This is a genomic window from Archaeoglobus sp. UBA230 (assembly GCA_002507545.1).
Taxonomy (GTDB): Archaea; Halobacteriota; Archaeoglobi; order Archaeoglobales; family Archaeoglobaceae; genus Archaeoglobus.
Genome location: DAVR01000029.1, coordinates 65,169 through 87,010 on the forward strand (window position 1 = coordinate 65,169; position 21,842 = coordinate 87,010).

A 21,842-nucleotide genomic window follows, 5' to 3' on the forward strand; every position below is an offset into this window, starting at 1 on the left:
CTGCTACCATGCCTCTATGCAGTATGATAAGGTCAAACCCCCGGAGAATGGAGAAAAGATAAAATACGAAGATGGAAGACTTATAGTTCCCGATAATCCGATTATACCATATTTTGAAGGGGATGGAACGGGTAAAGATGTTGTTCCTGCTGCGATTAGGGTGCTTGATGCGGCAGCCAGCAAGATTGGAAAGGAAGTAGTCTGGTTCAAGGTCTATGCAGGCGAGGACGCATACAAGCTCTATGGAACGCATTTGCCGGAGGATACGCTCAATGCGATAAAGGAGTTCAGAGTTGCCTTAAAAGGACCTCTAACCACTCCTGTTGGTGGGGGCTACAGAAGCCTCAACGTAACAATAAGGCAGGTTCTTGATCTCTACGCCAATGTGAGACCCGTTTACTACTTAAAGGGTGTTCCGAGTCCGATTAAGCACCCTGAAAAGGTAAACTTTGTAATTTTCAGAGAGAACACCGAAGACGTTTACGCAGGCGTTGAATGGCCTATGGGCAGTGAGGAGGCGCTGAAAATAATCAGATTCCTGAGAGACGAATTTGGAGTTGAAATCAGAGAAGATTCGGGGATAGGGATCAAGCCAATAAGCGAGTTCGCAACCAAGAGGCTCGTAAGGATGGCGATAAAATATGCCATCGAGAATAGCAGAGGAAGTGTGACGCTCGTTCACAAAGGCAACATAATGAAGTACACTGAGGGGGCCTTCAGAGATTGGGGATATGAGGTCGCCAAGGAGGAGTTTGGAGACTACTGCATAACCGAGAGCGAGTTATGGGATAAATACGGTGGAGAGCAGCCTGATGGCAAAATTGTGGTCAAGGACAGAATCGCGGACAACATGTTCCAGCAGATTCTGACGAGGACGGATGAGTACGATGTTATAGCTCTGCCAAATCTCAATGGCGATTATCTCAGCGATGCTGCAGCTGCATTGATAGGTGGACTTGGGATTGCTCCGGGCAGCAACATCGGTGACGGGATTGGTGTTTTCGAGCCAGTTCACGGTTCAGCACCTAAGTACGCGGGACAGAACAAGGTAAACCCAACAGCAGAGATTCTGACCGGAGCACTGATGTTCGAATATATCGGCTGGAAAAAGGCGAGTGAAATGATCAAGAAGGCTGTAGAGATGACAATAAGCAGCGGAACCGTAACCTACGACATTCACCGCCATGTTGGGGGAAATCTTGTAGGAACAAGGGAGTTTGCTGATGCTGTTATTGAGAATCTTGAGTCTCTATGAATATCCAGATTTATGGTGCGGGGATAGCGGGAACCTACCTCTTCCATCTTTTATCCGAGAATGGTTACAAGGTTAGTATATGGGATAAAAGAAAGGAGCCCGACTGCAGATGTGCTTGGGGAATCGTTTACAAGGAGGCAAAGAGATTTTATTCTGAGATTGGCTTGAATTTTGATGACTACGTTCTCTTAAAACCCAGATATGTTGTGGCAAACGGTTTATGGCTTAAAAACAGAGACATAGTGATTTTTGACAAAAAGAGACTGCTTTCTGACCTCTGGGTTGATTTGAGCGTTTCCGATAATCCGGAACTTATTATTGACGCAACAGGAGTTTCGAGAGCTTTTCTGCCTCCAATCCACGAGGACAGAGTTTTGCCCACCTCTCAGTGCATAGAAAAGCATGATGTGGAAGAAAATATCTACATCCAGATGGAAAAGACCGGCTACGCGTGGGCATTCCCACTTGGAGAGAGAAAGTGGCACGTAGGAGCGGGAAATGTTGAAAGAGAAAAAATACCTGTTTTTATCAACAAACTGAGAGAGAAGTATGGTTTTGAAGAAAGTGAACGGGCTTGTCAGTGCTCAGCCAAAGTCAGACTGCTGCAACCCTCCAAATGCCTGCCCTTCGTGTCGGGCAACATTGTGGGGGTTGGAGAGGCGATAGGTTGCGTGAGTGGAGCGGGCGAGGGTAACGCGCCTTCTTTGGCCTCGGCAATGATTCTCTTCGACTGCATTAACAGAGGTAATCTGTCAGAGTATGAAGGCAGGATTTTGAAGGAGCTTGAGTGGGTAGAGGTTGAGCAGAGATTCGTTGATGCCATGCTCAATAACAAATATCTCTCTGCAATCAGACTTTTGCCCAAGATCATAGCGATTGAAAACGGAAGGACTGTTCAACACTCGGTTAAGGACATAAGAAAGCTGATAAACATATGAAGCGCTTTAAGTTCAGATACAAGGAGACAATTGTTACGATTCTTTCGGAAAGTGAGGAATTCTTCGAGGTTGCCGTTGAGGCAATTCTTGAGGCGAGGAGTGAGATCGAGGAGTATATACTTCTCCATCCGGAGTTTCTCACGAGCTACGAACCAATTGATTGCCATGGTGGCGAGATAGTAAGCAGGATGTGCAAGGCTGCCAAAATCGCAAAGGTTGGCCCTATGGCATCTGTTGCTGGAACCATAGCTGGATTCGCAGTTGAAAGAATGGTTGACGCTGGAGCGGAAATTGCAATCGTTGATAATGGTGGTGATATTGCGATTCACACAAATCAAGAAATTCTTGTTGGAATCTACCCCACAGAATTTGCCTTTAAAGTTCCCCCAGTTGACTTCCTCGCCATCTGCACATCGAGCGGCAAGATTGGACATTCTGTCAGCTTTGGTCACGCCGATGCTGCTACGGTTATCTCAAAGGATTCGAGTGTTGCCGATGCTCTTGCCACAGCACTTGGCAATGAGATTGGAGATTTTGGGAAAGAAGAGCTTGAGAAGACGGTTTCAGATTTCTATAACAAGTATTCTGATTACATAGAGGGTGTTTTTGTTGTGAAGAACGATTTAATAGCTTACGCAGGAAGTAATCCAAAAATTGTAATCGCAAAAGGCAACGAAGATCTTATAACTAAAGGATAACAATTTATTTTTGTGAGAGAAGTGTTAATGATAATAATAGTAATAAGTAGTAACAGTTAAATACAAAGAGGTGTGAATATTGTTGATGATGGAAATAAGAATAATTGTAATGATGAGATGAGAAAAAGAGTAAAGGGGGTGAGGCAAGATGATGAAGGCAGAATTTCTGACAGCACTGAATGGGTTTGTAGCAAGTAGTGCAAAAGCTCAAATGGCTGCTGATAATGTTATCGCTGTAGCTAACGTTGATACTTCAAAAATTAGTGAAGGGGTCTACGTGATTTTTACATGGGCGATGAAGATTGTAGGAATGCTGCTGGAGGAAATAAACAGAAATCCAGCCTTGAAAGAAAGAATGATTGAGACTGGTAGGTTGCTTTCAGATAACAGCTCTTTGATCCTTGGGGACCTTATAAAAACCGGGATGTTGTCTTCTTTACTTGAAGTGGCCAACAACCTTGGCATAGCACCATTGCTCGGAAAAATTATAGTTGCAATGGTTGGAATGTAGCTGGAATGTAGCTACCCAAATTTTTCTATGATGTCCTTCAAGTAGATTTTGTGCTGCCCCAGCTTCCCTTCGTAATTGCCCGCAGATATCCTCACAACCCCATCAATTTTGCTCACAACGTCCATGCAGACATACATGGCCTTCTCAACCGCTTCCCTTGTTATTCCGTTGATTACAATCTCCGGAATGGATTTGACCCCATCCGGAACCTTTGAGTCCGGAATTTTGCCCTTGAGTGTGGGGCAGAAGTAGTGGTTGGTTGTTGGCCCTATTTCTGGATACTTCGTTTCGGGTTTGCTGCCCGCTGAGCAGATGTCGAAGGATGTTATGACTCCATCAACTTCCTTCAGAGCCTCTACTGCAGCCTCTCCCGCCTCTAAGGCAGCTTCCTCACTCTCACAGAAATACCAGATGTTTCCACCAGCTATACCTTCAGCATAGCCAATGTATCGCTCTATTATGAACTCTCCGAACATAATCGGTATTCTGATCACCTTTCTTCCCCACATCTCTTCCTCCCATTCATACCCGTCTCCGCACCTACCAACGTTTATCTCTGCATCAAACTTATTTTCGCTGTCAGTGGCGTTGAAGACTCTGGTTGTGGGGACAACGAGAATGCCCTGCCTTATCCTCTTGCCCATCTCCCTCATCAAAACATCAAGGAATTTTTTGGACTTTTGAACCCATATCTGACAGATAGCTCCCAGCCTTCCATCTGGAGTTTCCAGTGGTGAAAGCCAGCGCTCAACTCCACCTTCAGCCTCTCCAAAAACTGTTGATGGTAGGGCTGTTGCAGAGTAGGCAGCTCTCTTTAGCAGCCACTTGTGCTTTGCGGTCACAATAATTCTCGAATAGATGCCATCAAAAGCCTCGCAGTAGGTGTCATCAACCGGCACACCATTCAGCTCAAGCATGTTAAAAGGTTTCACAAAACTATAAAAAAGATTTGTTATGACTTCATAGCTTCAAGCATAACCTCAGATATGTCCCTCACCTCCAGCTCAACCCCCTCATCCCTCACAGCATTATCAAACATCATCAGGCATGCTGGACAGGATGTAACAAGGATGTCAGCAACCTCGCCTGCCTCCCTAACTCTAACTCTTGCTGGGCTCTCTTTACCACCCAGATAATCCGTGTAAAAGTTTCCACTCCCACCTCCGCAACAGAAGGAATTTTTGCGATTCCTCGGCATCTCGTAGAGGCTTGCAATCCTTGAAAGAATTTTCCTTGGCTCCTCGTAAACTCCATTCCACCTTCCGAGGAAACAGGGATCGTGGTATGTTACTTTACCCTCCACTCTACCAAGTTTAAGCTCGCCGTTCTTTACAAGCTCCCAGAGAAGCTGTGTGTGATGTTTCACATCAACCCCATAATAGTTTTTAAAGGCGTTGAAGGAATGTGGGTCAGGAGTGAGAACTCTCTTAACCCTCCTCTCCTCAAATTTCCGTTTGTTCTCCTCCATCAGGTGCTCAAAGAGTCCAAACTCACCCATAACCATGGCCTCATTCCCTTCACACCTCTCATCGCTGAACACGCCATAATCCACACCAGCAGCATCGAGGAGCTCAACCAAAGCCTTCAGCGCAACCTTGCCCCTCTCATCGTAGGCAGCTACGCAGCCTGCATGGAGTAGAAATTCGTTTCCTTCATACTCCTTCTCCACCCACTCCAGTCTTTTCCCAGAATATCCCCAGGGATTGCCGAACTTCGCCAAATTGTTGAAGAACTCTCCAACCTTCTTCGGAACCAATCCCTTCTCAACCATGTCGCTTCTCGCAGAAATAAACACATCAACAAGTTGCTCGTTGAACTTGAAAACGCAATGCTCAACGCAATTTCTGCAGGTTGAGCAGGAATACATGATTTCTCCAAAATGTTCGCTCCATTCCAGTTCCTCATTCATCCAAGCACGAATCAGCCACATTCTACCGCCTGAGAAGTAGGTTTCAAAGCGATACACAGCATAGCTCGGACAGTTTATCGCTGAATAGTCAGAAGAGAACTTGCAGTATCCGCATCTGAAGCAGCGGTGAACAATTTCGGCATAGTTAATTTTTTCCATTATTTCACCTCCCAGTTTCCGGGATTCATTATGCCATGAGGGTCAAGCAAATCCATTACCCTTTTCATCAGAATCTTTGCCCCCTCATCCATCCTTTCAAGTATTAGTTGCTGTGCAGGCTCTTCTGCCTTCCACGGAATTCCTCCCATCTCCAGAACTGCAAGGTTAGTCTCGTGCAAAGCCTTTCTCGCCTTTTCCACATCTTCATCATCAGCCCTGTTGAAGGGATAGGCATACGCGAACATCATGCAGTGAGATCGGCCAATTATCCTGACACTGAAAGCCCAGTCCACTCCAAGCTTCTCAACAATCTCCAGACCTTTTCTGTATGCTTTATCAAACAGATCAACAGGCAGAATTGCTCCAACATACTCAAACCCCCCTCCCTTCCTGACGTCTGCAAATCTGACAAGTTGAGACATTGGCTCCTGAAGAAACGTTGCCTTCATTCCTGGCGTGAGGTAAAGAAAACCGCCCTCCTTCTGTTTTATGTAGTCTCTAAGCGCATTACGGATGATCCTTTCCTTAAACTTAAGCTCCTCCTCGCTATCAGCCGTGATGTAAATCGTAGTGTGCTGGAATCCCTCAGCCCATTCCGGTCTTGGCTGTGCCCAGACAGTAATGTCCTCAGCCATTTCAGTGTGAGCAACTCTCCAGATTACATCACTCACGTAGGATGGATTTTCGGTTACGAAAATCATGACATCTCTGTAGCGATGCTTCGGGAACAGCTTGATTCCGAGCTTTGTAACTATCCCTGTCCTTCCGAACCAGCCGATAAACAAGCCCGCGAGGTCGGGCAGGGGGGAGCGAGAGAACCAGTAGGGAGAGATGCTGCAGGAACCAACTCTGCAAATCTCACCAGTAGGGAGAACTACCTCCATCCCAGTTACCATCTCAGAGTGAAAGCCATACATCTGAGAAAGCCTTCCGGAACCATGGATCAGTGCGTTGGCAGTGACGGTGGCTATTGGTGGTGCGTCTGGAGTTGACAGGCGTAGATTCGGGTAGTTTCTTTCCAGATAAGCCTTGAGCATACCCTCGGTTACTCCAGCCTCAATCACAGCGTATCTTGCCTTCTCATTCACCTCGAGGATACTGTCCATCCTCTTCATGTCCATAACTATTCCTCCCTTCAGCGGTCTTACAAGTCCACTGAGAGCTAAAGCCCCACCCATAGGTACGATCGGAATTTTGTGTTTGTTCGCCACTACCACAATCTTCTGAACCTCCTCAGTTGTTTTCGGCATCACAACGTAGTCAGGCTCTGTTGCTGGCATCGTGCCCGGGTCAGAGGAGTAGATGTGAAGCTCCTCTGGCTCTTTTGAAACATACTCTTCTCCAACAATCGCCTTAAGCTCCTCGTAAACCATCTCAACCACGCCCCGGAAGTCTTGGCATCTCACCAACTGCGAGCCTGCATAAGTCACTGACGAGGATCGGCATCAGACCTGCTTTCGCAGACCTCTCAGCCAGAGCAACATAGCACATCGGACAGTTGAAGACTGCGAATCTTGCACCAGATTTTGCCATATCATCAACATTCTTCTTCTGAATTTCATCAGCAAACTCGTCTTCTCCCCACATTTTGAAAACAGCACCACAGCAAATCCCATTTTCGCGATCGTACTCTCTTTCAACTCTCTCAACACCTATAAGCTCGAAAATATCATCAAGCACTCTATCAGTTTCAGGACTCAGTCTGTTCGAGCAATTACGCTGATACGCGACCTTTACATTCAGCTTTCTAATGCTGTCCTCATGCTCTTTCAGCCAGTTATAGAGGTACTCGTAAAGATGCACAGTTTTGAAAGGCACCTCAAGTCCATAGGCCTTGGCGTAGGAGTTGAAAAATCCATAGCACTCATCGTGGAAGCATACAAGCTCCTCAACCCCATATTTCCTCACATTCTCTATTGTCTGCTGCGCCCTCTCCTTTATCACAGACATATTGGCGAAATGCAAATACACAAGGTTACAGAATACCTGTCTCCCCATTATCACAGGCAGACCTTCAAACAGTTTACTTCTCACATTGTCCTTCAGATCGGGGAAGAGGCAGAGAGATAGGGCTTTCTCGCCCACCCCTGTTATTGATGCGATATCCTTCTCTCTCGGAGCATACATCTTCAAAAGCTGCTTTGCAATTGGTTTGGGGGCAAGATTAATCCCATACTCCTCCTGAAGCTCGACTATGCGGTAAAAGGGATGGTTGTCGTAGGGACAGTATTCTTCACAGGAATAGCAGGTTTTGCACTCCTCAAGAACTTTGCTGTACTCTCCTTTAGCGATTTTAATTCTCTCCTCCCTCGCAGACTCAAAATCATAATTCAGATACTGACATTTCGTCAAACAGGCATAGCTGTCGCAGCTAAAACACCTGTCTGGATCAAATTTCAGGTTCATAACATCACCTCCTCATAAACTCCTCCAAACCCATCTCCCTGTAATACTCATCCATCATCCTCTCCACATCCTCCTTAGTTAGTGGTTCGCCAGTAACGTAATCCCGAAAACCGTCATCAAACCAGTCCTCAGGTGGTAAATCATCTTCCCGCGTGAAACCAGCCCTGAAGTTTGCAAGCTTTAGCATCCTCCATATCTCCCTTGCCTTATCCAAGAGCTGATTCTTGCTCATCTCGATTCCGGTGGCAGCAGAGTATAGTTCAGCGCAAATGTCAGCACTGTAGAAGCGATTGATCTGAGCCCTCGCACATATGCCGAGAGAGGCGAGGATTGTGAACCAGATGTGGGAGTGGCAGAGCAGCTTTCCGATCTTAATTCCACTGCTCAAAATTTCCCCTATTTTTTCATCTGGTATACCCATTCTGGCAAGGTGCTTTCTGAAGCTCTCTGGGGGTCTCTTGGCGAAATAAGTTGGAGAACCGCCAGCAGCAACATGAGGGCCACGAGGGTCGAGGATTTGGCCAAGCTCCATCGTGCCGAAGAGGTTCCATATCAATGGCCCTTTGGGAGTTGTGTAAGCCCTCATACCTTTAACAACGCTTTTTGGTTTGACTCCAAATTTCCTCTCCATCTCAGCAAAGCCGTTGGCGAGCAAATCTCCGGTGCCTTCTCGAGAGGCAATCTTCTTCGCCCAGAATAGCATTGAGTCAAGAGATGTGAAATCTATCTCACTATCAAGTTCAAGCTTCCCTTTCTCGCTCAGTTCCTTTGCAAAGTTGAGAATCCCCAAAAATTCGAACATGTCCATTCCGTAGTCATCGAGTTTTGCTGTAAGTCTCATCGCATCCTTGTAGTTCATGCCCATAACAGCCGGTGTCATCAAATTTACGGCCGAGGTTGTGTAAATCTCCCCTCCATCAAGCTCAAGGACATCCTTGTCCCCTATTGGACACGAAACACAGGCTATTCTCCTCTTTCTGAGCTTCAGATAAACGTCTCGCGGAATCGCTGGAAGAGATTTTAGCAGACCGAGTTCCTGCCATTCCTTGAGGTAGGGGTAGCTTTTCATTCTTTCAAGCAGCTCCTTAACGGCTTTATCGAACCTCTTCCTATCCTTAACTTCAACACTTCCGCTTCCTCTGACGAACAAAGCCTTGAGATTCTTCGATCCCATTACAGCCCCAATACCTCCTCTTCCAACAGTTGAAAGTCTGTCAATATACATCATCGAGAACCTGACGAGGTTCTCCCCAGCCTGACCTACTGCCAGAATTCCTCCCTCGCCGCATTCCTCCCATATCTTCTCGCACGTCTCGTTAATTCCCGAACCCCAGATGTCTTCAGCGTCACGGATATCAATATCATCATCCTCTATTCTGATAAAAACTGGTTTGTCCGCTTTTCCTTCAATTATCACCGCATCGTATCCTGCAAATTTAAGATTGCATGCAAAGGTAGCCCCTCCACCACCGCCCCATCCAATAGCCCCATTTGCGGGTAGCTTGGTGAAGGCGTAAATTCTCGATGTTGCAGGAGCGTTTGTTCCAACAAGTGCTCCAGCACCGATTATGAGTGGATTTAAAGGACTTAGAGGAGTCACTTCAGACTTAATAAGATCGCAGGCAAGTTTTGCACACAACCCGAACCCGCCGATGTAGTCCTTGGCTAAATCGGCATCATATTTGTTAATTTTGCGATTAGTTAAATCAACACGGAGAATTTTTCCAGCAAAGCTCATTTTACCATCTCCAGCGCCCCGTAAAAGCACTGTTCAACACACTTCCCACATTCATTACAATCTTCAGTGAATTCCGCTCTGTATTCCTTTATTTTTATCCTTGGAGTAGAAATGCTGAATTTTTTGGTGTAAGTGTAAGAACAGATGAGCACACAACGCATACAGCCCGTGCAGTTTTCAGAATGGACAGCAATCATCCACGAATCCCTCCATCAGTCTTGCTTGTGTAGAAAAGACCTTACCCGGGAGACGGTAATGACAGTCCATGAAAGAATTCGTTAATTTTCCTTAAAAATTTAACTGAGTCAACCAAGTATGGTTATCAAAATCCCGGCAGCAACTGCAGAACCTATCACACCCGCTACATTCGGCCCCATCGCATGCATAAGAATGTGGTTGTGTGGGTCCTCCTCAATTGCAAGCCTCTGGACGACCCTTGCTGACATTGGAACAGCTGAAACTCCTGCAGCACCAATCATGGGATTGATCTTCTCCTCAAGAAATAGGTTCATAAACTTGGCAAGCAGTACTCCTCCAGCAGTGGCGGTTGCAAATGCTATAACTCCCAAGACCAAAACCAAGAGAGTTTTGTAGGTCAAAAAGCTCTCAGCTCTCATAGTACTCCCTATGGTCAATCCAAGAATTATTGTCATGATATTCATAAGTTCATCACTTGCTCCCTTCGCCAATCTATCAGTCACACCGCTCTCTCTGAAGAGGTTGCCTGTCATGAGCATTCCAACAAGAGGTAGTGCTTTCGGGGCTATGAAGCCAGTTATTATCATCGTTGCTATCGGGAAAACAACCTTCTCCCTCTTGGATACTATCCTAAGCTGCCTCATTTTGATTTTTCTCTCACTTCTCGTTGTCAGAGCCTTTATTACGGGTGGCTGAATAATTGGGACAAGAGACATGTAGCTGTAGGCTGCAACTGCGGTGGCTGCGAGCAAGTGGGGCGCGAGAATCGTGGTCGTGTAGATCGTTGTTGGTCCATCTGCTCCACCGATTATGCCTATGGATGCCGCCTCTTGAGGAGTGAAGCCGAGAAACAGAGCAGATAACAGGGCAGCAAAAATTCCTATCTGCGCCGCTGCTCCGAGCAGAAAGGTTTTGGGGTTCGCCAGTAGAGGTGAAAAATCGGTTAAAGCTCCAAGGCCGAGAAAGATTAGCAGGGGAACAATTTCGGTGTGAATAAGATACTCAAGAAAGTATCCGAAAATGCTCTCCTCCTCTTCCAGCCCTCCACCGGGAATGTTCACAAGAATCGCACCAATTCCAATTGGAACAAGCAATAAAGGTTCCATTTTCCGGTATATCCCAAGATAAACAAGTAGAAGACCCACGGTGATCATTAAAAGGTTTTCAATCATTCGATCACCGCGAGCACATCCCCCGCTTCAATCCTTTGCCCCTCCTTAACAAGGATTTCCGAAACCACACCGTCCTTATGGCTGACAATTTCGTTTTCCATTTTCATGGACTCGACTATAATTATCGGATCCCCAGCCTGAACACGATCTCCGGGCTTCACAAGGATTTTCAGAACAACACCGGGAAGCATGGATGTAACAACATCCTTTAGCTCCTCTTTTACTGAACTCTCGGTGGGTGTGACAGGAACTGGTTCCTCAAAGCTTTGTCCCGCAAATTCGGTTCTCTCCTGAATATCCTCAACAACGACCTCTGCCTCCTTCTCTCCCACCTTAACCCTGTAAAGCCCCTCCCTTAGCTTCTCAATCCCTACTTTGAAATCTGTACCATCAATTCTGATTCTGTAAAACTTCATTCCAACCACCCCGTAGCATAAACTCTGGCATACCTTTTCCAGTTTTCGGGACTCCTCACTTCTGGAACTTTAACGCTTTCATGCTGAATTATAGCTGCTGCTATAGCAGATAATTCAAGTTCACTGAAGGAACTGTAATCGAGATTTTTAGAGTTATCTTTATTCTCCGATCTTCCACCTCCCAGAATCCTACCCATAACCCACATGACAAATGCCAGTAGGGATAGAACAACGAAAACACCACCCATTCCTGAGACCGTGAGCATCAGGCCAATTTCATTCATCTCATTGCGAGCCAGTTGGAGAGATTAAAAAAGTTTAGCATGCACAAATAGGTGGTCTTTGTGATAGGGTTCAAGGTTTCCGTGCTTCATAACTTTAAATCTGCTCTTTATTTTTTTCAGCACATTATCAAAAACCTCTTCTGGTTCCACTGTAGAATCAATGCTCCTTGCTTTTACCATTATAAGAATCTCCCCTCCTTTCTTCAAGAAAAACTCCGTGTTTCTCTCCAGAATATCCACTTGGTTTTTCTGAGCTATGTCCTGATAGATGAAGTCCACCTTCTCCACAATCCCGCTGTATTTCCAAGGCTTAGATGCGTCGAAGAGAAGGGGTATGATGTTGTTCCTCTCCCTTACGAGTTCAAGCAGCTTCTCGAAGGGCTTAGCCGCATATTCAACAGCATAGATGAAACCCTCATCAATGATATCGGCAAGATGGCTTAAAGTTGTGCCACTCGCTGCTCCAAGATACAGAACCTTCTCTTCTCCCTTGAAATCAATTGTGTATCCCTTCAGAATCATTGCAGCGAGCTTGCTCCTCCAAGGAATCCACTCTCTAAAGCCATCAAAAACCTTCTCGCCGTAATGGCTGCCGTATCTACTTTTGGTCACAAGCATCCCGTCTGTGAGGTAAACGTTCCTCATTACCTTCTCAAGCTTCATTTTCTTCTCAACTCCTCGTAACGCTTCCTCAAACTCTCATAAAGGCTTTCGTCAACTTCTCCCCTAAAATAGTCTATTTTTGCGGCTATAGCGATTTTTGCTGCAAGAAATCTTGCCATTTTTCCCCTCTTCGACTTCGGCAATGTTCTTATGAAGGGGTGGAGAAAGATTATGCCGTGTTTGGGAATCTTTGCTTTCTTACCCCTTTTCATTCTTGCAAACGCCTTGTAAAGGCTCTTCTCCGCTCCTATCACCTGAATCTTGCTTGCCGGTAGCTTTACAAACCGCTCCATGCTCCCAGCTCTTTCAAGAAGCTTAGCAGCAACTTTTGCCCCTGCAATTTCCGTCAGGTTGGGAGCTATTTTGGTCATTATCTCTTCAATCTCTCTTTCAATTTTCTTTCTCAGATTTTTGAGTTCTTCAATCTTGTTTTCAAAGTCTGCAGCAATTTCAGTGTCTTTAACAGTCCTGATGTCCTCAAGCTTCTCATTCAGCATGTTTATTGCTTCCTCAACCTCCTCAAGAGCTTTCACGAGTGCAACCACGTATCTGTCCTCTTTCCTCAACTCTCGTTCTACGAGTCTCTCGGCAACAGCCAAAGCGACTTTCCTTAAGGAGGCGTAGTATCCAGTCTTTCCGCCAAAAACCTCGATTCCGACCTCAGAAATGCTGAAAGGAAGTGGTTCCTCATTTTCAGCATTAAGAAAGGATTCTTCGAGATTTGAACTCTTATCAACCCTTCCATCCTCGTAAATACCGAACCAAAGATTATACTTCAATTTCAACACCTCTGTTCCTCGCCTTTGTGATGTAGATCGAGCACTCAAAACCTTTGTCGGCAAAGTAATCCTCAATGTCCCTTGCAATACCTTTTGAGTTTGTGTCTGTAACTGCATATATCGCAGGACCGGTTGAGCTCATCCCGATACAATCTGCAAGGTTAAAGCTACCCCTGATTAACTCCCCATACTGCTCGACCTCTGCCTTCTTGAACCCGAGTTCCTGAATTCTTCTTATTGCCTCCCCGAATTCATCGAGATCCGCCTCGACCACCGATGGGAGCATTTTCATCAGAACTATGTGGCAGAGTTCCCTCACGTCATCAAGCGGTACAGGACAGTACTGCTGAAACAAATTTACCTCCTTCTTACCGGAAAAGCCCTTGAGGTTTGGCACTGCGATAATAACTTCCCAGTCTGGGAAGTCGTGACGGGCAATCAGAGGTGCGGGTTTTGCTCTGCTTGCAGAAGAGGGCAGAAAGTCCTTTTTCTCTTTCCGAGAATGACCTCCATCAACAACAAACCCGCCGTGGTCAAAAACAGCAACACCTATTCCAGAAGTCCCGCCTCTGCCCATTATCTCGGCAATTTGTCTTGTTGTCAAATTCAATCCGTAAAGCTCGCTGAATGCCCTACCCACTGCAAGACTGATCTGAGTTCCACTTCCAAGTCCAACATGAGCCTCGTAGTCAGAGAGAACGTTTATCTCAGCCCCCTTACCACAAAATTCCATCATTTTACTTGCCGAATTTTTAAATCTGCTTAAATTTAATGCAGAACCCTTTATAACAACATCTTCACTTTCTTTAGCGGTGAGTTCAACGCGAGGTTCATCCAAAGCCAACCCCACACCACCATCAACTCTTCCTATACTTCCATTGAGGTCAATGAGTGTGATGTGAATTCTTGATGGCGTTCTTAACCTTAATGGCATGTTTAGTAATCCATTGTAGGTTAAAAAATGCTTTCCAACGTTTATGAAATTAGTCTAAATAATTATTGTTGTTATGAAGTAAAGATTTTAATATAGTGTAATTACTTTAAGGGCATAGGATGAAAGTTAATGCCGGGATAATTGCGATAATCCTCGTAATAATCCTATTTCCACCATTAGCTGGAGGTATAAATAATTCATTGGGAAATGAAACGCTCATGGTTGACAAACTCTATTTTCCGGGTGATGTGGTAGTTATAAAATCCAACTTTTTGCCTGATAAAGCCTACATTGCTGACCCTACCGGAAAAATGTATGACCTGCAGTTTAAGGAAGAGAATGGCACGTATGTAGCAAAATTTTACCTTGATAAGGGCATAGTGCTTGGAAACTACACAGTGGTGGCTAACAACGCAACAGCAGAGTTCGTGGTTGATAGCTGGTTGATCGCTGCTGAATACAGCAATGGAAAAGTTTCGGGGAGTGTTAGATACTTTTACGTGAAGCCGGACTTTATCGAATACACCATCAAGCCCGATGGTGTTTCGGGTAGGCTCGAGATTAAAAACGGGAGTTTTGAAATCCCTGTAGAGCTGGGAGAGTATGAGATTGTTCTGAAATGCGGAAATGCTATTAAGGAAGTTGAAGTGTCACCAGAGCTGACAATAGCTGTTGATAATGTTTTGACTGAGAATGGAACGGCTGTGATTGAGGGCAGGGTGTTGCTGGACGGTTATCCCGCAAAGGCCAATTTAACATATTGGTTGGAAGGGGGAAAGATTAGGCAGGAAGAAATAAATGGAGCCTTTAACCTGAGTTTTTCAAAGTTAACGGGAGTTTTGCATATAAGGGCTGAAGCCTTTGGGCTTGTTGCAGAGAGAACGGTGGAGGTTGAGGCATTGGAGAAAGTTGTTGAAATTAAAAAGGTCTACTTTGCAAATGATGCTATCTTCATTAATGCTAATTTCAAGCCAAAAAAAGCTTTCCTGATAAATCCAGTCGGTAAAAAGATTACACTCAAGTTTAAGGACGAGAATGGCACGTATGTAGCAAAATTTTACCTTGATAAGGGCATAGTGCTTGGAAACTACACTGTCTACGTGGACGGAATTGTTAAACAGTTTATGGTTGACTTCTGTGAAATTTCTGCAAAATTTGATGGCGACGCAATAGAGGGGCAGGCAAGATGTTACTTCACAAAGCCAGAAGCCGTGAAATATACGATAATGGGCAAGAACTTCTCCGACGAGGGGTTTGCAGAGTTGATGGCAGGGAATTTCAGCATACCACTTCACGCACCACCTGGAGATTACACAGCATTGCTTGAATGTGGGAATGCCAAGCAGAAGGTTAACTTTAGCCTTGTAAAGGCTGAGGAGAAAATTTCAGCAAAGGACTTTTACTTTTTAAATGAAACGGTGTTGATCAACTCAACCTTCATACCCTCGGAAGCATATGTGGTTACACCATCCAACAGAACGGTGGAGTTAAACTTTTCAAGACAGGGTAAGTTCTACGTTGCCAAACTTTTGGCTGAAGAGGTCGGGAGGTATGAATTGCATGTTGATGGACTTAACCTAAGCTTTTTCGTTGATGATTACAGCATTAAAGCCAGCTACAATGGATCAGCGATCGTTGGTGAAGTTAAATGGCACTTCGTTAAGCCTGAGTTTGTTTATTACACTGCCGGAAAAGAGAGAGGGAGGGTTGAAGTGGATGAGGAGGGCAGTTTCGTTATTCCTGTTAAAGCAACTGAAACAGTAATGGTTGAATGCGGAAATGCTGTCAAAAGAATTGACACAGGCAAACCTAAAACAGAAAGGAAGGAAATTATTGCCTTTGACCCCGTTAAAAAGGTAATAGTGATAAAGAAGCATCAGAAAGATGAGGAGGCAAGATTCCAGATTAAAACAGTTAAAAAACTAATAAAACAACTTATTGAAGAAGAAATACCAGCCACGGAGGAAAACCTTAAAAAATTCAACCTGTCACTCGACGTTTTAAACACAAAAATTCAGTCGAAAAGGATTAAAGAGGATCTGATCAGGGTTGAGGTTTCAAACAAGCTTGAAACATGGTATCGGTTTAGCGTTAAGATACCTGAGGGATACAGGATTAAGGAGATTGTGGGAGATGACGGAAGGAGGATTGTAAATACAGTTCACATCAACAGGACGACTGGAGAGGTTGAAGGGGATTTGAGGTGGTACATCGAGAACGGAACGCTTTACTTCTACGACGACCCCATTTACGGATACAACATATCCCTCACCCCACCACAGCCCAACAGGTCAATAGCGATAGAACTCGCATATAGTGGAGCAAATGCTGGTGCAGGGCAGATTTCGGCAATCGTTTTTCCGTATTCTGCTGGGGATAGTCCAGCAACAATAGCAACCTACGACCATGCAGGCAGAACTGGGGATGGCGGATACGGATATAATATAGACATGGATGCTGGTTCAAAAATTGCAATTAAATTCCAGAGTGGCAACAGAGCAAGACAGTTCGGCAATCCCTACAGCGGGGGTAATCTTGGTAATGCCCAAATAAACCACATATCCAGAGACGATATTCTTCTCAACACTGTTCCCGGCGGGGAGCTTGAGAGTGTTATCGTAACGGATATGCAGACCCCTGCATGGAGGAGGGTTCAGCTAAACATAACTCAAAAGGTGATAATCAGAGACAACAACCGCTGGTTCGCAACTGTGTATTATGTGGAAAACATTGGAGCAAGAACTGCCACCAACCTCAGATTCTTCCAAGGAATGGATTGGAATTTCAGGGGAAGTTACTGGAACGATGACGCCTACTACGACTCCAACAATGACACGATTTATGGATACGACTCCAATGCTCCTGCGGGAGACATCCAATATGGTGGGTTCAGCTCAAACCTGCCAAGTTCCCAGCATGACGTGGGTTGGTACTATACAATCTGGAATAGAATAGCGGCGGACAATCTGAGAAACACAAACAGTTATATTGGAGATGCTGGAACAGCCTTAGCTTGGGACTTTCCCTCTCTTGCTCCTGGAGAGAAGATCGTTATACCGATAATCTGGGGTCTCGGTTACGATCACGATGATATGATTAACCAGATCAATGACGGGAAATCAAAGCTGTTCGATGCTGGCATTCTATCCATAGATGCTCCCGCAAACAATTCCAAGTATAATCCATCCACTGCAGGTGTCGTTTACTTCAACGCAACTGCTGCGCTTTTCGGGTTAGTTGATGCCGAGAACCTTGAGGTGGTATTTAACGTTACGAGGGTTGGTGGAGGGTGGAGTTACCAGAACACAACCTATGTTAACCTCTACGTGCCTTACGCCGAGACCTCTACAGTCTCATTCCCTCTCAATCTGTCTTCCCTGCCCTACGGGAAATACAAGGCTGAGTTCAGGACGAATTTACCAAACGATCAGAACTCAACAAACGATGTAAAGTGGATATACTTTTACATAGTGGCGTTTACAGTAGAGCCTGACCAGCAAAAAACAGCCAATCCCGGATCGGAGGTTTATTACAACTTCACCTCAGCAAACTATTTCGCAGCAGGTAGGTTTGATGTCAGCATTACCTCATCAACCAAAGGGTGGGCAACGAGACTCTACAATGGATCGAACCTTATAGCAGAGGATTCGGACGGGGATGGGGTGTGGGATACAATCAATGAGGACTCCAACGGAAACGGAGTTCCGGACATTTTCCTACCCTACGGGATTGGCTACGTCAACGTTTCCAAGGTGATTCCCTCAACTGCCCCTCTTGGGGAGACAGATACCACAACACTCAACTTTTCCAGCATCTCATCACCGGACATCAACGATGATGTTAGAATGTCAACCTCCACACCACAACCGCCAACTGAACAAAAGCAGTTTTATCTACACCCAGACTCGGTCATGAACACGTCAAAGGCTGTTCAAGGGATTACGGCTGTTGAAGCCTCGACGATAGAGTCATGGTATCAATCCCCACCGTTTGCCTCAACCTTTAGGATTTATGGTAGAGTTTTCGTAAATCTGTGGATGAACTCTTCTGCAGCTGCAACGAATCAGGTTGCAGTCTCTGTGATAAAGACGGATGGTGTTAGCTCTGAGGTGATTGGAACAAACGTCTCTCAGCTTACCATGACTACCTCACCCAATCTCTACACCTTGACAATACCCCTCACTTCCCCAATCACCTTTAATCGGGGAGAGTATGTAATTCTGAGGATTGACAATCCCAGCACCAACGATATTTTCGTGTTTCAGTCCACAACTTATGACTCTAATATTACCCTCAACACCACCACCTATGTTAAAGTTGCTACTGTTTATTCTTCCGAATGTCTTTCTGGAGAACCCGTCAGGATTTACACAAACGTTACAGACCCAATAGGCTCTTACGACATATCCTCGGCAACCATCAGAATATATTTTGAGAACGGTTCTCTGGCAGAGAGTGGAGTTATGAACATGAACACAACCGACCCTTCATCTCCGTCCTTCTGGAAGCTTTTTGATTATTCAACCGTACTATCTCAGGGGAACTATACCGTGAACGTTACTGCTGTGGAGAGCAATGGGGTAAATTACACAGCAAGCCTAAAACTCTCCTGCTCTGTTCCAATAACTCCGAGAAACGTTACCGCAACCTTATCTATGAACAGCAGCATGATCAAACTCGATATTTACGCGGCGGAGGATGTTTCAGGTATCAGAGTATACTGGATAAAACCCGGCAATCTGTCCATAACATCAATGACCGGTGATTTTGACGTAAACGGCACATCGGGAAGTGTTTACTGGTGGGAGTTCAACAACATCGCCGCTGGAACAACAAAGCATGTATACATAACCGTTTCTGGAACAGGGGATTTTAGCATGCTTCAAGCCTTCAACATCGGTGTTGATCCAATCACAGCAAACCACGAAAGGAATATAACCAACTCTGGATAGTTAAAGCATGGACGTTGGAATAGTTGAGGAACTCTCAAGAATGCTTGCTGGAAGAAGAGTTGTAACTGAAGAAGAAGTTAGAAGAAAGGCAATAAGGTGTGCCTTCAAGATTCTTGGTCCCAAACTCGCTGATGTGGATGATGTTTTGATTGAAGAAGTTGCTTGCAGCCTTATTGATTGTCCAATCAGCCTCAAAAGTCTCCACTTCTCTGAGAAAGTTAAGATTGGAGACGTTTTCTTTTACCACCTGCACACAGAGAGGCCTGAAAGAGAGGATTTTGAGGAGGCTCATGAGGAATACTTAAAATCGAAAGAATTTCTTAACAACCTTAAACCAATGCAGGATACCACGGACAGGTTTTTTCAAGGTTACAGCGTAAGAGGGAATTATTTAAGAGAGTATTTTAAGGAGAACAGAAGGTACTACGTTTTCTACTCCACAATCGAGGATGTATACGAGGACGTGGAGAAACATCTGGAAATTGCCCGAAAAGCTGACGGAGAGTATGTTGTGGTGGTGCCGACGGAGAAAGAGCTGAATCCCTTCCTCAAGTTCTTCAAAAGATACTCTGAAGATGCTAAGAGGAGCGAATTGAAGGTATGGGTTGTCAATCCTGAGACAAAAACGATTGACCCGTTCATCGGATACCCAAAGGATTTCAAGCTGCTAAAGGGGTTCAAAAATCCCAAGGCCGCCGCATTGGTGAGCACCTACTGGAGGGTTGATGTCAAGGAGTTGGACTGAGATTTGGGGGATATATTTCTACACTCTTCACACCTGAAGGCAACCTTTATAATCCCATTTGAATCTCCTCCATCAAGGGGCCGGTAGCTCAGTCTGGTAGAGCGTCGCCTTGGCATGGCGAAGGCCTGGGGTTCAAATCCCCACCGGTCCATGCTTTTAAGACTTTTGCTCGATTGTCTTACTAGGTTGTTGGAAATTTTTTAGAACCTTCCAGCACAAATCCAACCCATGCTTCGCTCTGCGTCACCAAACAGGGACAAGTTAGCTGTCATTTCCTGAAGACAAACTCTGTGAAAGCTTGTCACCTTTCGAATGAGAGATTACTCAGAACTTTCGAACCCCTGACATGATCAAAAATTAGCCTTTTGGTAGCTCTCTTAAACGACGAATAAACGGATCAGAAATAACTTCTTCCCGTTCTTGTGAGTATTTCATTCATCCTGTCAACACTTTCTCTCAGATTCGATATCTCTTTCAGAATTTTGCAAGGTACCTCTCAAACATTTCAGCATCAGCTCCCTCCCCTCTTCTTGGGATAGATGCGAGATTTTCTGAGTCTCCATCCAAATTAAAAAGTCTGAAGTAGTATGTCGCCTTAACAACAAGCCCAATTCTCTTCAAACTTTTGAGAACCCTGCTCAGGGTCTTGTTCAGAGAGCTCTCGCTAAGCCCTGCAAAGCTTTTTAAGCCATCTTGCCTTCTTTGCAATCTCACCAAAGCTCATGGGCTCATCTCTTACCGCAAGCATTAATGCTATATCAAAACATCTTTCTCTGCCCTCCCCCCTTAACCTCTCTTTCAATAAATTCTCTCAGCTCACCTCTTGTAAAACAAGGCAGGCATTCAAGCAGCTCATCCCAAGCGCATACAAGTTCATCAAGCTTGTGCCTGTATCTTATGTATTCATTTCTGTGAGTGGATTTTGGCGGTTTCTCCCCAAGTTCCTTAATTTAAAGGATGAAATCATTAAAATTTTCCAGTCTCCTTTTCACATACTCGGTTCTGCTCCAGAAGATAAGGAATTACAGGCTCTCAAGACCGGAAAGGGACGAACTCAGGCATATGATAGTGATTGAAGAAGCGCAGAATGTGCTCAAGCGCGACAGCGAGGCTAGCTCGATAATCACCGCAACCTACCGCGAGATAAGGAGCCTCTGCGAGGGGGTAATTGCGATAACCCAGATGCCGAGCGAGTTCAGCAAGGATGCTCTCGCGAATACAAACACCTTCTTCGTCATGCGCCTTGTGCATGGTGAGGATAAGAGAGCTATCCGCGACATTCTGGGACTGGGCGATGAGCATCTCCGCATACTCGAGCACCTCGAGAAAGGTGTTGCGTTCATGAAAACAGATGGGCTCTGCCTGGTGAAGGTGCCGCTTGTGAAAGTGGAGCAGAAAGCTGAGCAGAAAACCGAGCACAGAGCTGAACGCAGAACCTCTCAAACACTCTCTGCACGGAGAGCAAGGGCAAGGGAGGTTGATAAACATGCAAGCGATCTGACAGAGAAAGAGTGGCTCGTGCTCAAGTGCATTGCCGAATCCACAGCATGCAACAACTCCCAGCTGCAGCGTGCCTGCAGAATTTCCAATGACGAGCTGAAAAGAATCATCGGCAGACTTATCGAGAGGGGTTTTGTCAGGTATGCCTATGCAAAGAAAAAAGGAGCAGGCAGGAGACAGAAGATCTTCTTCCTGTTTCCCTATGGAGGGGAAGCTTACAGGCAGAGGTTTGGTGAATGGCCCGATGTCGTCAGAACCAGAAAGAGAAGGAAGAGATTGAGCCACAGGGAGATGAAAAGAATGGTCATGGAAACTCTCGGAATCAGAGGAGGCAGATTCGGAAGGTTTGACATAATCGCAGAGGATGGGCCTATCGAGATCGAAACAGGGAGCAACAGAAATGATCAGATCTACGAGAACATCAAGAAGAGTGTTGAAGAATTCGGGTTTGCGAGGTTTGTAGTTGTGGATGAGATTACCTTTAACGCTGTGCTGCAGCAGGCGGCGAGGGTATAGGTTTGATAATAAGAAAAAAATTCAATGTAAAGATAAATATGTATTCAAAAGTTAGAATTTGCAATTCAG

The 21,842-nt window shown here is 45.3% G+C and carries 21 protein-coding genes and 1 tRNA gene; 8 read left to right on the forward strand and 14 right to left on the reverse strand.

Translation table 11 applies throughout. From position 1 onward, the window contains the following. Positions 1-16 precede the first annotated feature (16 nt). From icd to BP688_RS09000, 4 genes are all read left to right on the forward strand, one after another. A complete protein-coding gene (icd, locus tag BP688_RS08985) occupies positions 17-1,255 on the forward strand; it encodes an isocitrate dehydrogenase (NADP(+)) (RefSeq protein WP_290595967.1) in 1,239 nt (412 codons plus the stop codon). Then, positions 1,252-2,193, forward strand: a complete 942-nt coding sequence (locus BP688_RS08990) for an NAD(P)/FAD-dependent oxidoreductase (RefSeq protein WP_290595966.1) — start codon at positions 1,252-1,254, stop codon at positions 2,191-2,193. The genes icd and BP688_RS08990 overlap by 4 nt, the downstream gene beginning before the upstream one ends. Beyond that, positions 2,190-2,891 carry a UPF0280 family protein gene (locus BP688_RS08995; protein WP_290595965.1) on the forward strand — a complete coding sequence of 234 codons (702 nt, stop codon included), beginning with the start codon at positions 2,190-2,192 and terminating at the stop codon, positions 2,889-2,891. The genes BP688_RS08990 and BP688_RS08995 overlap by 4 nt, the downstream gene beginning before the upstream one ends. A gap of 148 nt (positions 2,892-3,039) precedes the next feature. Next, the gene (locus tag BP688_RS09000; RefSeq protein WP_290595964.1) at positions 3,040-3,402 is read left to right on the forward strand and encodes a hypothetical protein; all 363 of its coding nucleotides are present in this window, start codon (positions 3,040-3,042) and stop codon (positions 3,400-3,402) included. An 11-nt stretch (positions 3,403-3,413) separates the two neighbouring features. Here BP688_RS09000 and BP688_RS09005 read toward each other — a convergent pair whose 3' ends face one another. From BP688_RS09005 to BP688_RS09060, 12 genes are all read right to left on the reverse strand, one after another. After that, positions 3,414-4,319, reverse strand: coding sequence for a formylmethanofuran--tetrahydromethanopterin N-formyltransferase (locus BP688_RS09005; RefSeq protein WP_290595963.1), 906 nt, complete (start codon positions 4,317-4,319; stop codon positions 3,414-3,416). A gap of 35 nt (positions 4,320-4,354) precedes the next feature. Beyond that, the gene (locus tag BP688_RS09010) at positions 4,355-5,470 is read right to left on the reverse strand and encodes a (Fe-S)-binding protein (RefSeq protein WP_290595962.1); all 1,116 of its coding nucleotides are present in this window, start codon (positions 5,468-5,470) and stop codon (positions 4,355-4,357) included. Further along, the gene (locus tag BP688_RS09015; RefSeq protein WP_290624618.1) at positions 5,470-6,876 is read right to left on the reverse strand and encodes an FAD-binding oxidoreductase; all 1,407 of its coding nucleotides are present in this window, start codon (positions 6,874-6,876) and stop codon (positions 5,470-5,472) included. The genes BP688_RS09010 and BP688_RS09015 overlap by 1 nt, the downstream gene beginning before the upstream one ends. Then, the gene (locus BP688_RS09020; protein WP_290595960.1) at positions 6,845-7,876 is read right to left on the reverse strand and encodes a (Fe-S)-binding protein; all 1,032 of its coding nucleotides are present in this window, start codon (positions 7,874-7,876) and stop codon (positions 6,845-6,847) included. Before BP688_RS09020 ends, BP688_RS09015 begins: the two co-directional genes overlap by 32 nt. A gap of 4 nt (positions 7,877-7,880) precedes the next feature. Beyond that, positions 7,881-9,614, reverse strand: a complete 1,734-nt coding sequence (locus BP688_RS09025; protein WP_290623983.1) for an aldehyde ferredoxin oxidoreductase N-terminal domain-containing protein — start codon at positions 9,612-9,614, stop codon at positions 7,881-7,883. Then, entirely contained in the window at positions 9,611-9,811 is a 201-nt protein-coding gene (locus tag BP688_RS09030) for a 4Fe-4S binding protein (protein WP_290595958.1), read from the reverse strand. Before BP688_RS09030 ends, BP688_RS09025 begins: the two co-directional genes overlap by 4 nt. A 108-nt stretch (positions 9,812-9,919) precedes the next feature. Continuing rightward, complete coding sequence (locus tag BP688_RS09035) at positions 9,920-10,984, reverse strand: sodium ion-translocating decarboxylase subunit beta (protein WP_290595957.1); 1,065 nt, start codon at positions 10,982-10,984, stop codon at positions 9,920-9,922. Further along, a complete protein-coding gene (locus BP688_RS09040; RefSeq protein ID WP_290595956.1) occupies positions 10,981-11,400 on the reverse strand; it encodes a biotin/lipoyl-containing protein in 420 nt (139 codons plus the stop codon). Before BP688_RS09040 ends, BP688_RS09035 begins: the two co-directional genes overlap by 4 nt. Further along, entirely contained in the window at positions 11,397-11,684 is a 288-nt protein-coding gene (locus BP688_RS09045) for an OadG family protein (RefSeq protein ID WP_290595955.1), read from the reverse strand. Before BP688_RS09045 ends, BP688_RS09040 begins: the two co-directional genes overlap by 4 nt. Positions 11,685-11,708: 24 nt before the next feature. Beyond that, on the reverse strand, positions 11,709-12,347 hold the full coding sequence (locus BP688_RS09050; protein WP_290595954.1) for a fibrillarin-like rRNA/tRNA 2'-O-methyltransferase: 639 nt from the start codon (positions 12,345-12,347) through the stop codon (positions 11,709-11,711). Next, positions 12,344-13,135 carry an NOP5/NOP56 family protein gene (locus BP688_RS09055; protein WP_290595953.1) on the reverse strand — a complete coding sequence of 264 codons (792 nt, stop codon included), beginning with the start codon at positions 13,133-13,135 and terminating at the stop codon, positions 12,344-12,346. Before BP688_RS09055 ends, BP688_RS09050 begins: the two co-directional genes overlap by 4 nt. Beyond that, the gene (locus BP688_RS09060; protein ID WP_290595952.1) at positions 13,116-14,060 is read right to left on the reverse strand and encodes a beta-ribofuranosylaminobenzene 5'-phosphate synthase; all 945 of its coding nucleotides are present in this window, start codon (positions 14,058-14,060) and stop codon (positions 13,116-13,118) included. The genes BP688_RS09055 and BP688_RS09060 overlap by 20 nt, the downstream gene beginning before the upstream one ends. 119 nt (positions 14,061-14,179) lie before the next feature. On the opposite strand from BP688_RS09060, the gene BP688_RS09065 reads away from it, so the two are divergent. The 3 genes from BP688_RS09065 (at position 14,180) to BP688_RS09075 (ending at position 19,908) form a co-directional block, all read left to right on the forward strand. Then, on the forward strand, positions 14,180-19,012 hold the full coding sequence (locus tag BP688_RS09065) for a hypothetical protein (RefSeq protein WP_290623981.1): 4,833 nt from the start codon (positions 14,180-14,182) through the stop codon (positions 19,010-19,012). Positions 19,013-19,019: 7 nt separating this feature from the next. Further along, a complete protein-coding gene (locus BP688_RS09070) occupies positions 19,020-19,757 on the forward strand; it encodes a DUF6834 family protein (protein ID WP_290595951.1) in 738 nt (245 codons plus the stop codon). 77 nt (positions 19,758-19,834) lie between these two features. Further along, positions 19,835-19,908 (forward strand) — tRNA-Ala (locus BP688_RS09075). A gap of 323 nt (positions 19,909-20,231) precedes the next feature. Here the strand turns inward: BP688_RS09075 and BP688_RS09080 are convergent. Together BP688_RS09080 and BP688_RS09085 are read right to left on the reverse strand one after the other, a co-directional pair. Further along, on the reverse strand, positions 20,232-20,471 hold the full coding sequence (locus tag BP688_RS09080) for a hypothetical protein (RefSeq protein WP_290624604.1): 240 nt from the start codon (positions 20,469-20,471) through the stop codon (positions 20,232-20,234). Next, positions 20,422-20,559 carry a hypothetical protein gene (locus tag BP688_RS09085; protein ID WP_290595949.1) on the reverse strand — a complete coding sequence of 46 codons (138 nt, stop codon included), beginning with the start codon at positions 20,557-20,559 and terminating at the stop codon, positions 20,422-20,424. Before BP688_RS09085 ends, BP688_RS09080 begins: the two co-directional genes overlap by 50 nt. A 155-nt stretch (positions 20,560-20,714) precedes the next feature. Here BP688_RS09085 and BP688_RS09090 point away from each other — a divergent pair, with 155 nt between their 5' ends. Further along, positions 20,715-21,773: a MarR family transcriptional regulator gene (locus BP688_RS09090; RefSeq protein WP_290623979.1), complete on the forward strand. Its 1,059-nt coding sequence runs from the start codon at positions 20,715-20,717 to the stop codon at positions 21,771-21,773. Positions 21,774-21,842 lie beyond the last annotated feature (69 nt).

Excerpts from the sequence above, each read along its gene's own strand:
- icd (WP_290595967.1), top strand. The coding sequence starts at position 17 with ATGCAGTATGATAAGGTCAAACCCCCGGAGAATGGAGAAAAGATAAAA.
- BP688_RS08990 (WP_290595966.1), top strand. The coding sequence starts at position 1,252 with ATGAATATCCAGATTTATGGTGCGGGGATAGCGGGAACCTACCTCTTC.
- BP688_RS08995 (WP_290595965.1), top strand. The coding sequence starts at position 2,190 with ATGAAGCGCTTTAAGTTCAGATACAAGGAGACAATTGTTACGATTCTT.
- BP688_RS09000 (WP_290595964.1), top strand. The coding sequence starts at position 3,040 with ATGATGAAGGCAGAATTTCTGACAGCACTGAATGGGTTTGTAGCAAGT.
- BP688_RS09005 (WP_290595963.1), bottom strand. The coding sequence starts at position 4,319 with ATGCTTGAGCTGAATGGTGTGCCGGTTGATGACACCTACTGCGAGGCT.
- BP688_RS09010 (WP_290595962.1), bottom strand. The coding sequence starts at position 5,470 with ATGGAAAAAATTAACTATGCCGAAATTGTTCACCGCTGCTTCAGATGC.
- BP688_RS09020 (WP_290595960.1), bottom strand. The coding sequence starts at position 7,876 with ATGAACCTGAAATTTGATCCAGACAGGTGTTTTAGCTGCGACAGCTAT.
- BP688_RS09025 (WP_290623983.1), bottom strand. The coding sequence starts at position 9,614 with ATGAGCTTTGCTGGAAAAATTCTCCGTGTTGATTTAACTAATCGCAAA.
- BP688_RS09030 (WP_290595958.1), bottom strand. The coding sequence starts at position 9,811 with ATGATTGCTGTCCATTCTGAAAACTGCACGGGCTGTATGCGTTGTGTG.
- BP688_RS09035 (WP_290595957.1), bottom strand. The coding sequence starts at position 10,984 with ATGATTGAAAACCTTTTAATGATCACCGTGGGTCTTCTACTTGTTTAT.
- BP688_RS09040 (WP_290595956.1), bottom strand. The coding sequence starts at position 11,400 with ATGAAGTTTTACAGAATCAGAATTGATGGTACAGATTTCAAAGTAGGG.
- BP688_RS09045 (WP_290595955.1), bottom strand. The coding sequence starts at position 11,684 with ATGAATGAAATTGGCCTGATGCTCACGGTCTCAGGAATGGGTGGTGTT.
- BP688_RS09050 (WP_290595954.1), bottom strand. The coding sequence starts at position 12,347 with ATGAAGCTTGAGAAGGTAATGAGGAACGTTTACCTCACAGACGGGATG.
- BP688_RS09060 (WP_290595952.1), bottom strand. The coding sequence starts at position 14,060 with ATGCCATTAAGGTTAAGAACGCCATCAAGAATTCACATCACACTCATT.
- BP688_RS09065 (WP_290623981.1), top strand. The coding sequence starts at position 14,180 with ATGAAAGTTAATGCCGGGATAATTGCGATAATCCTCGTAATAATCCTA.
- BP688_RS09070 (WP_290595951.1), top strand. The coding sequence starts at position 19,020 with ATGGACGTTGGAATAGTTGAGGAACTCTCAAGAATGCTTGCTGGAAGA.
- BP688_RS09090 (WP_290623979.1), top strand. The coding sequence starts at position 20,715 with ATGAAATCATTAAAATTTTCCAGTCTCCTTTTCACATACTCGGTTCTG.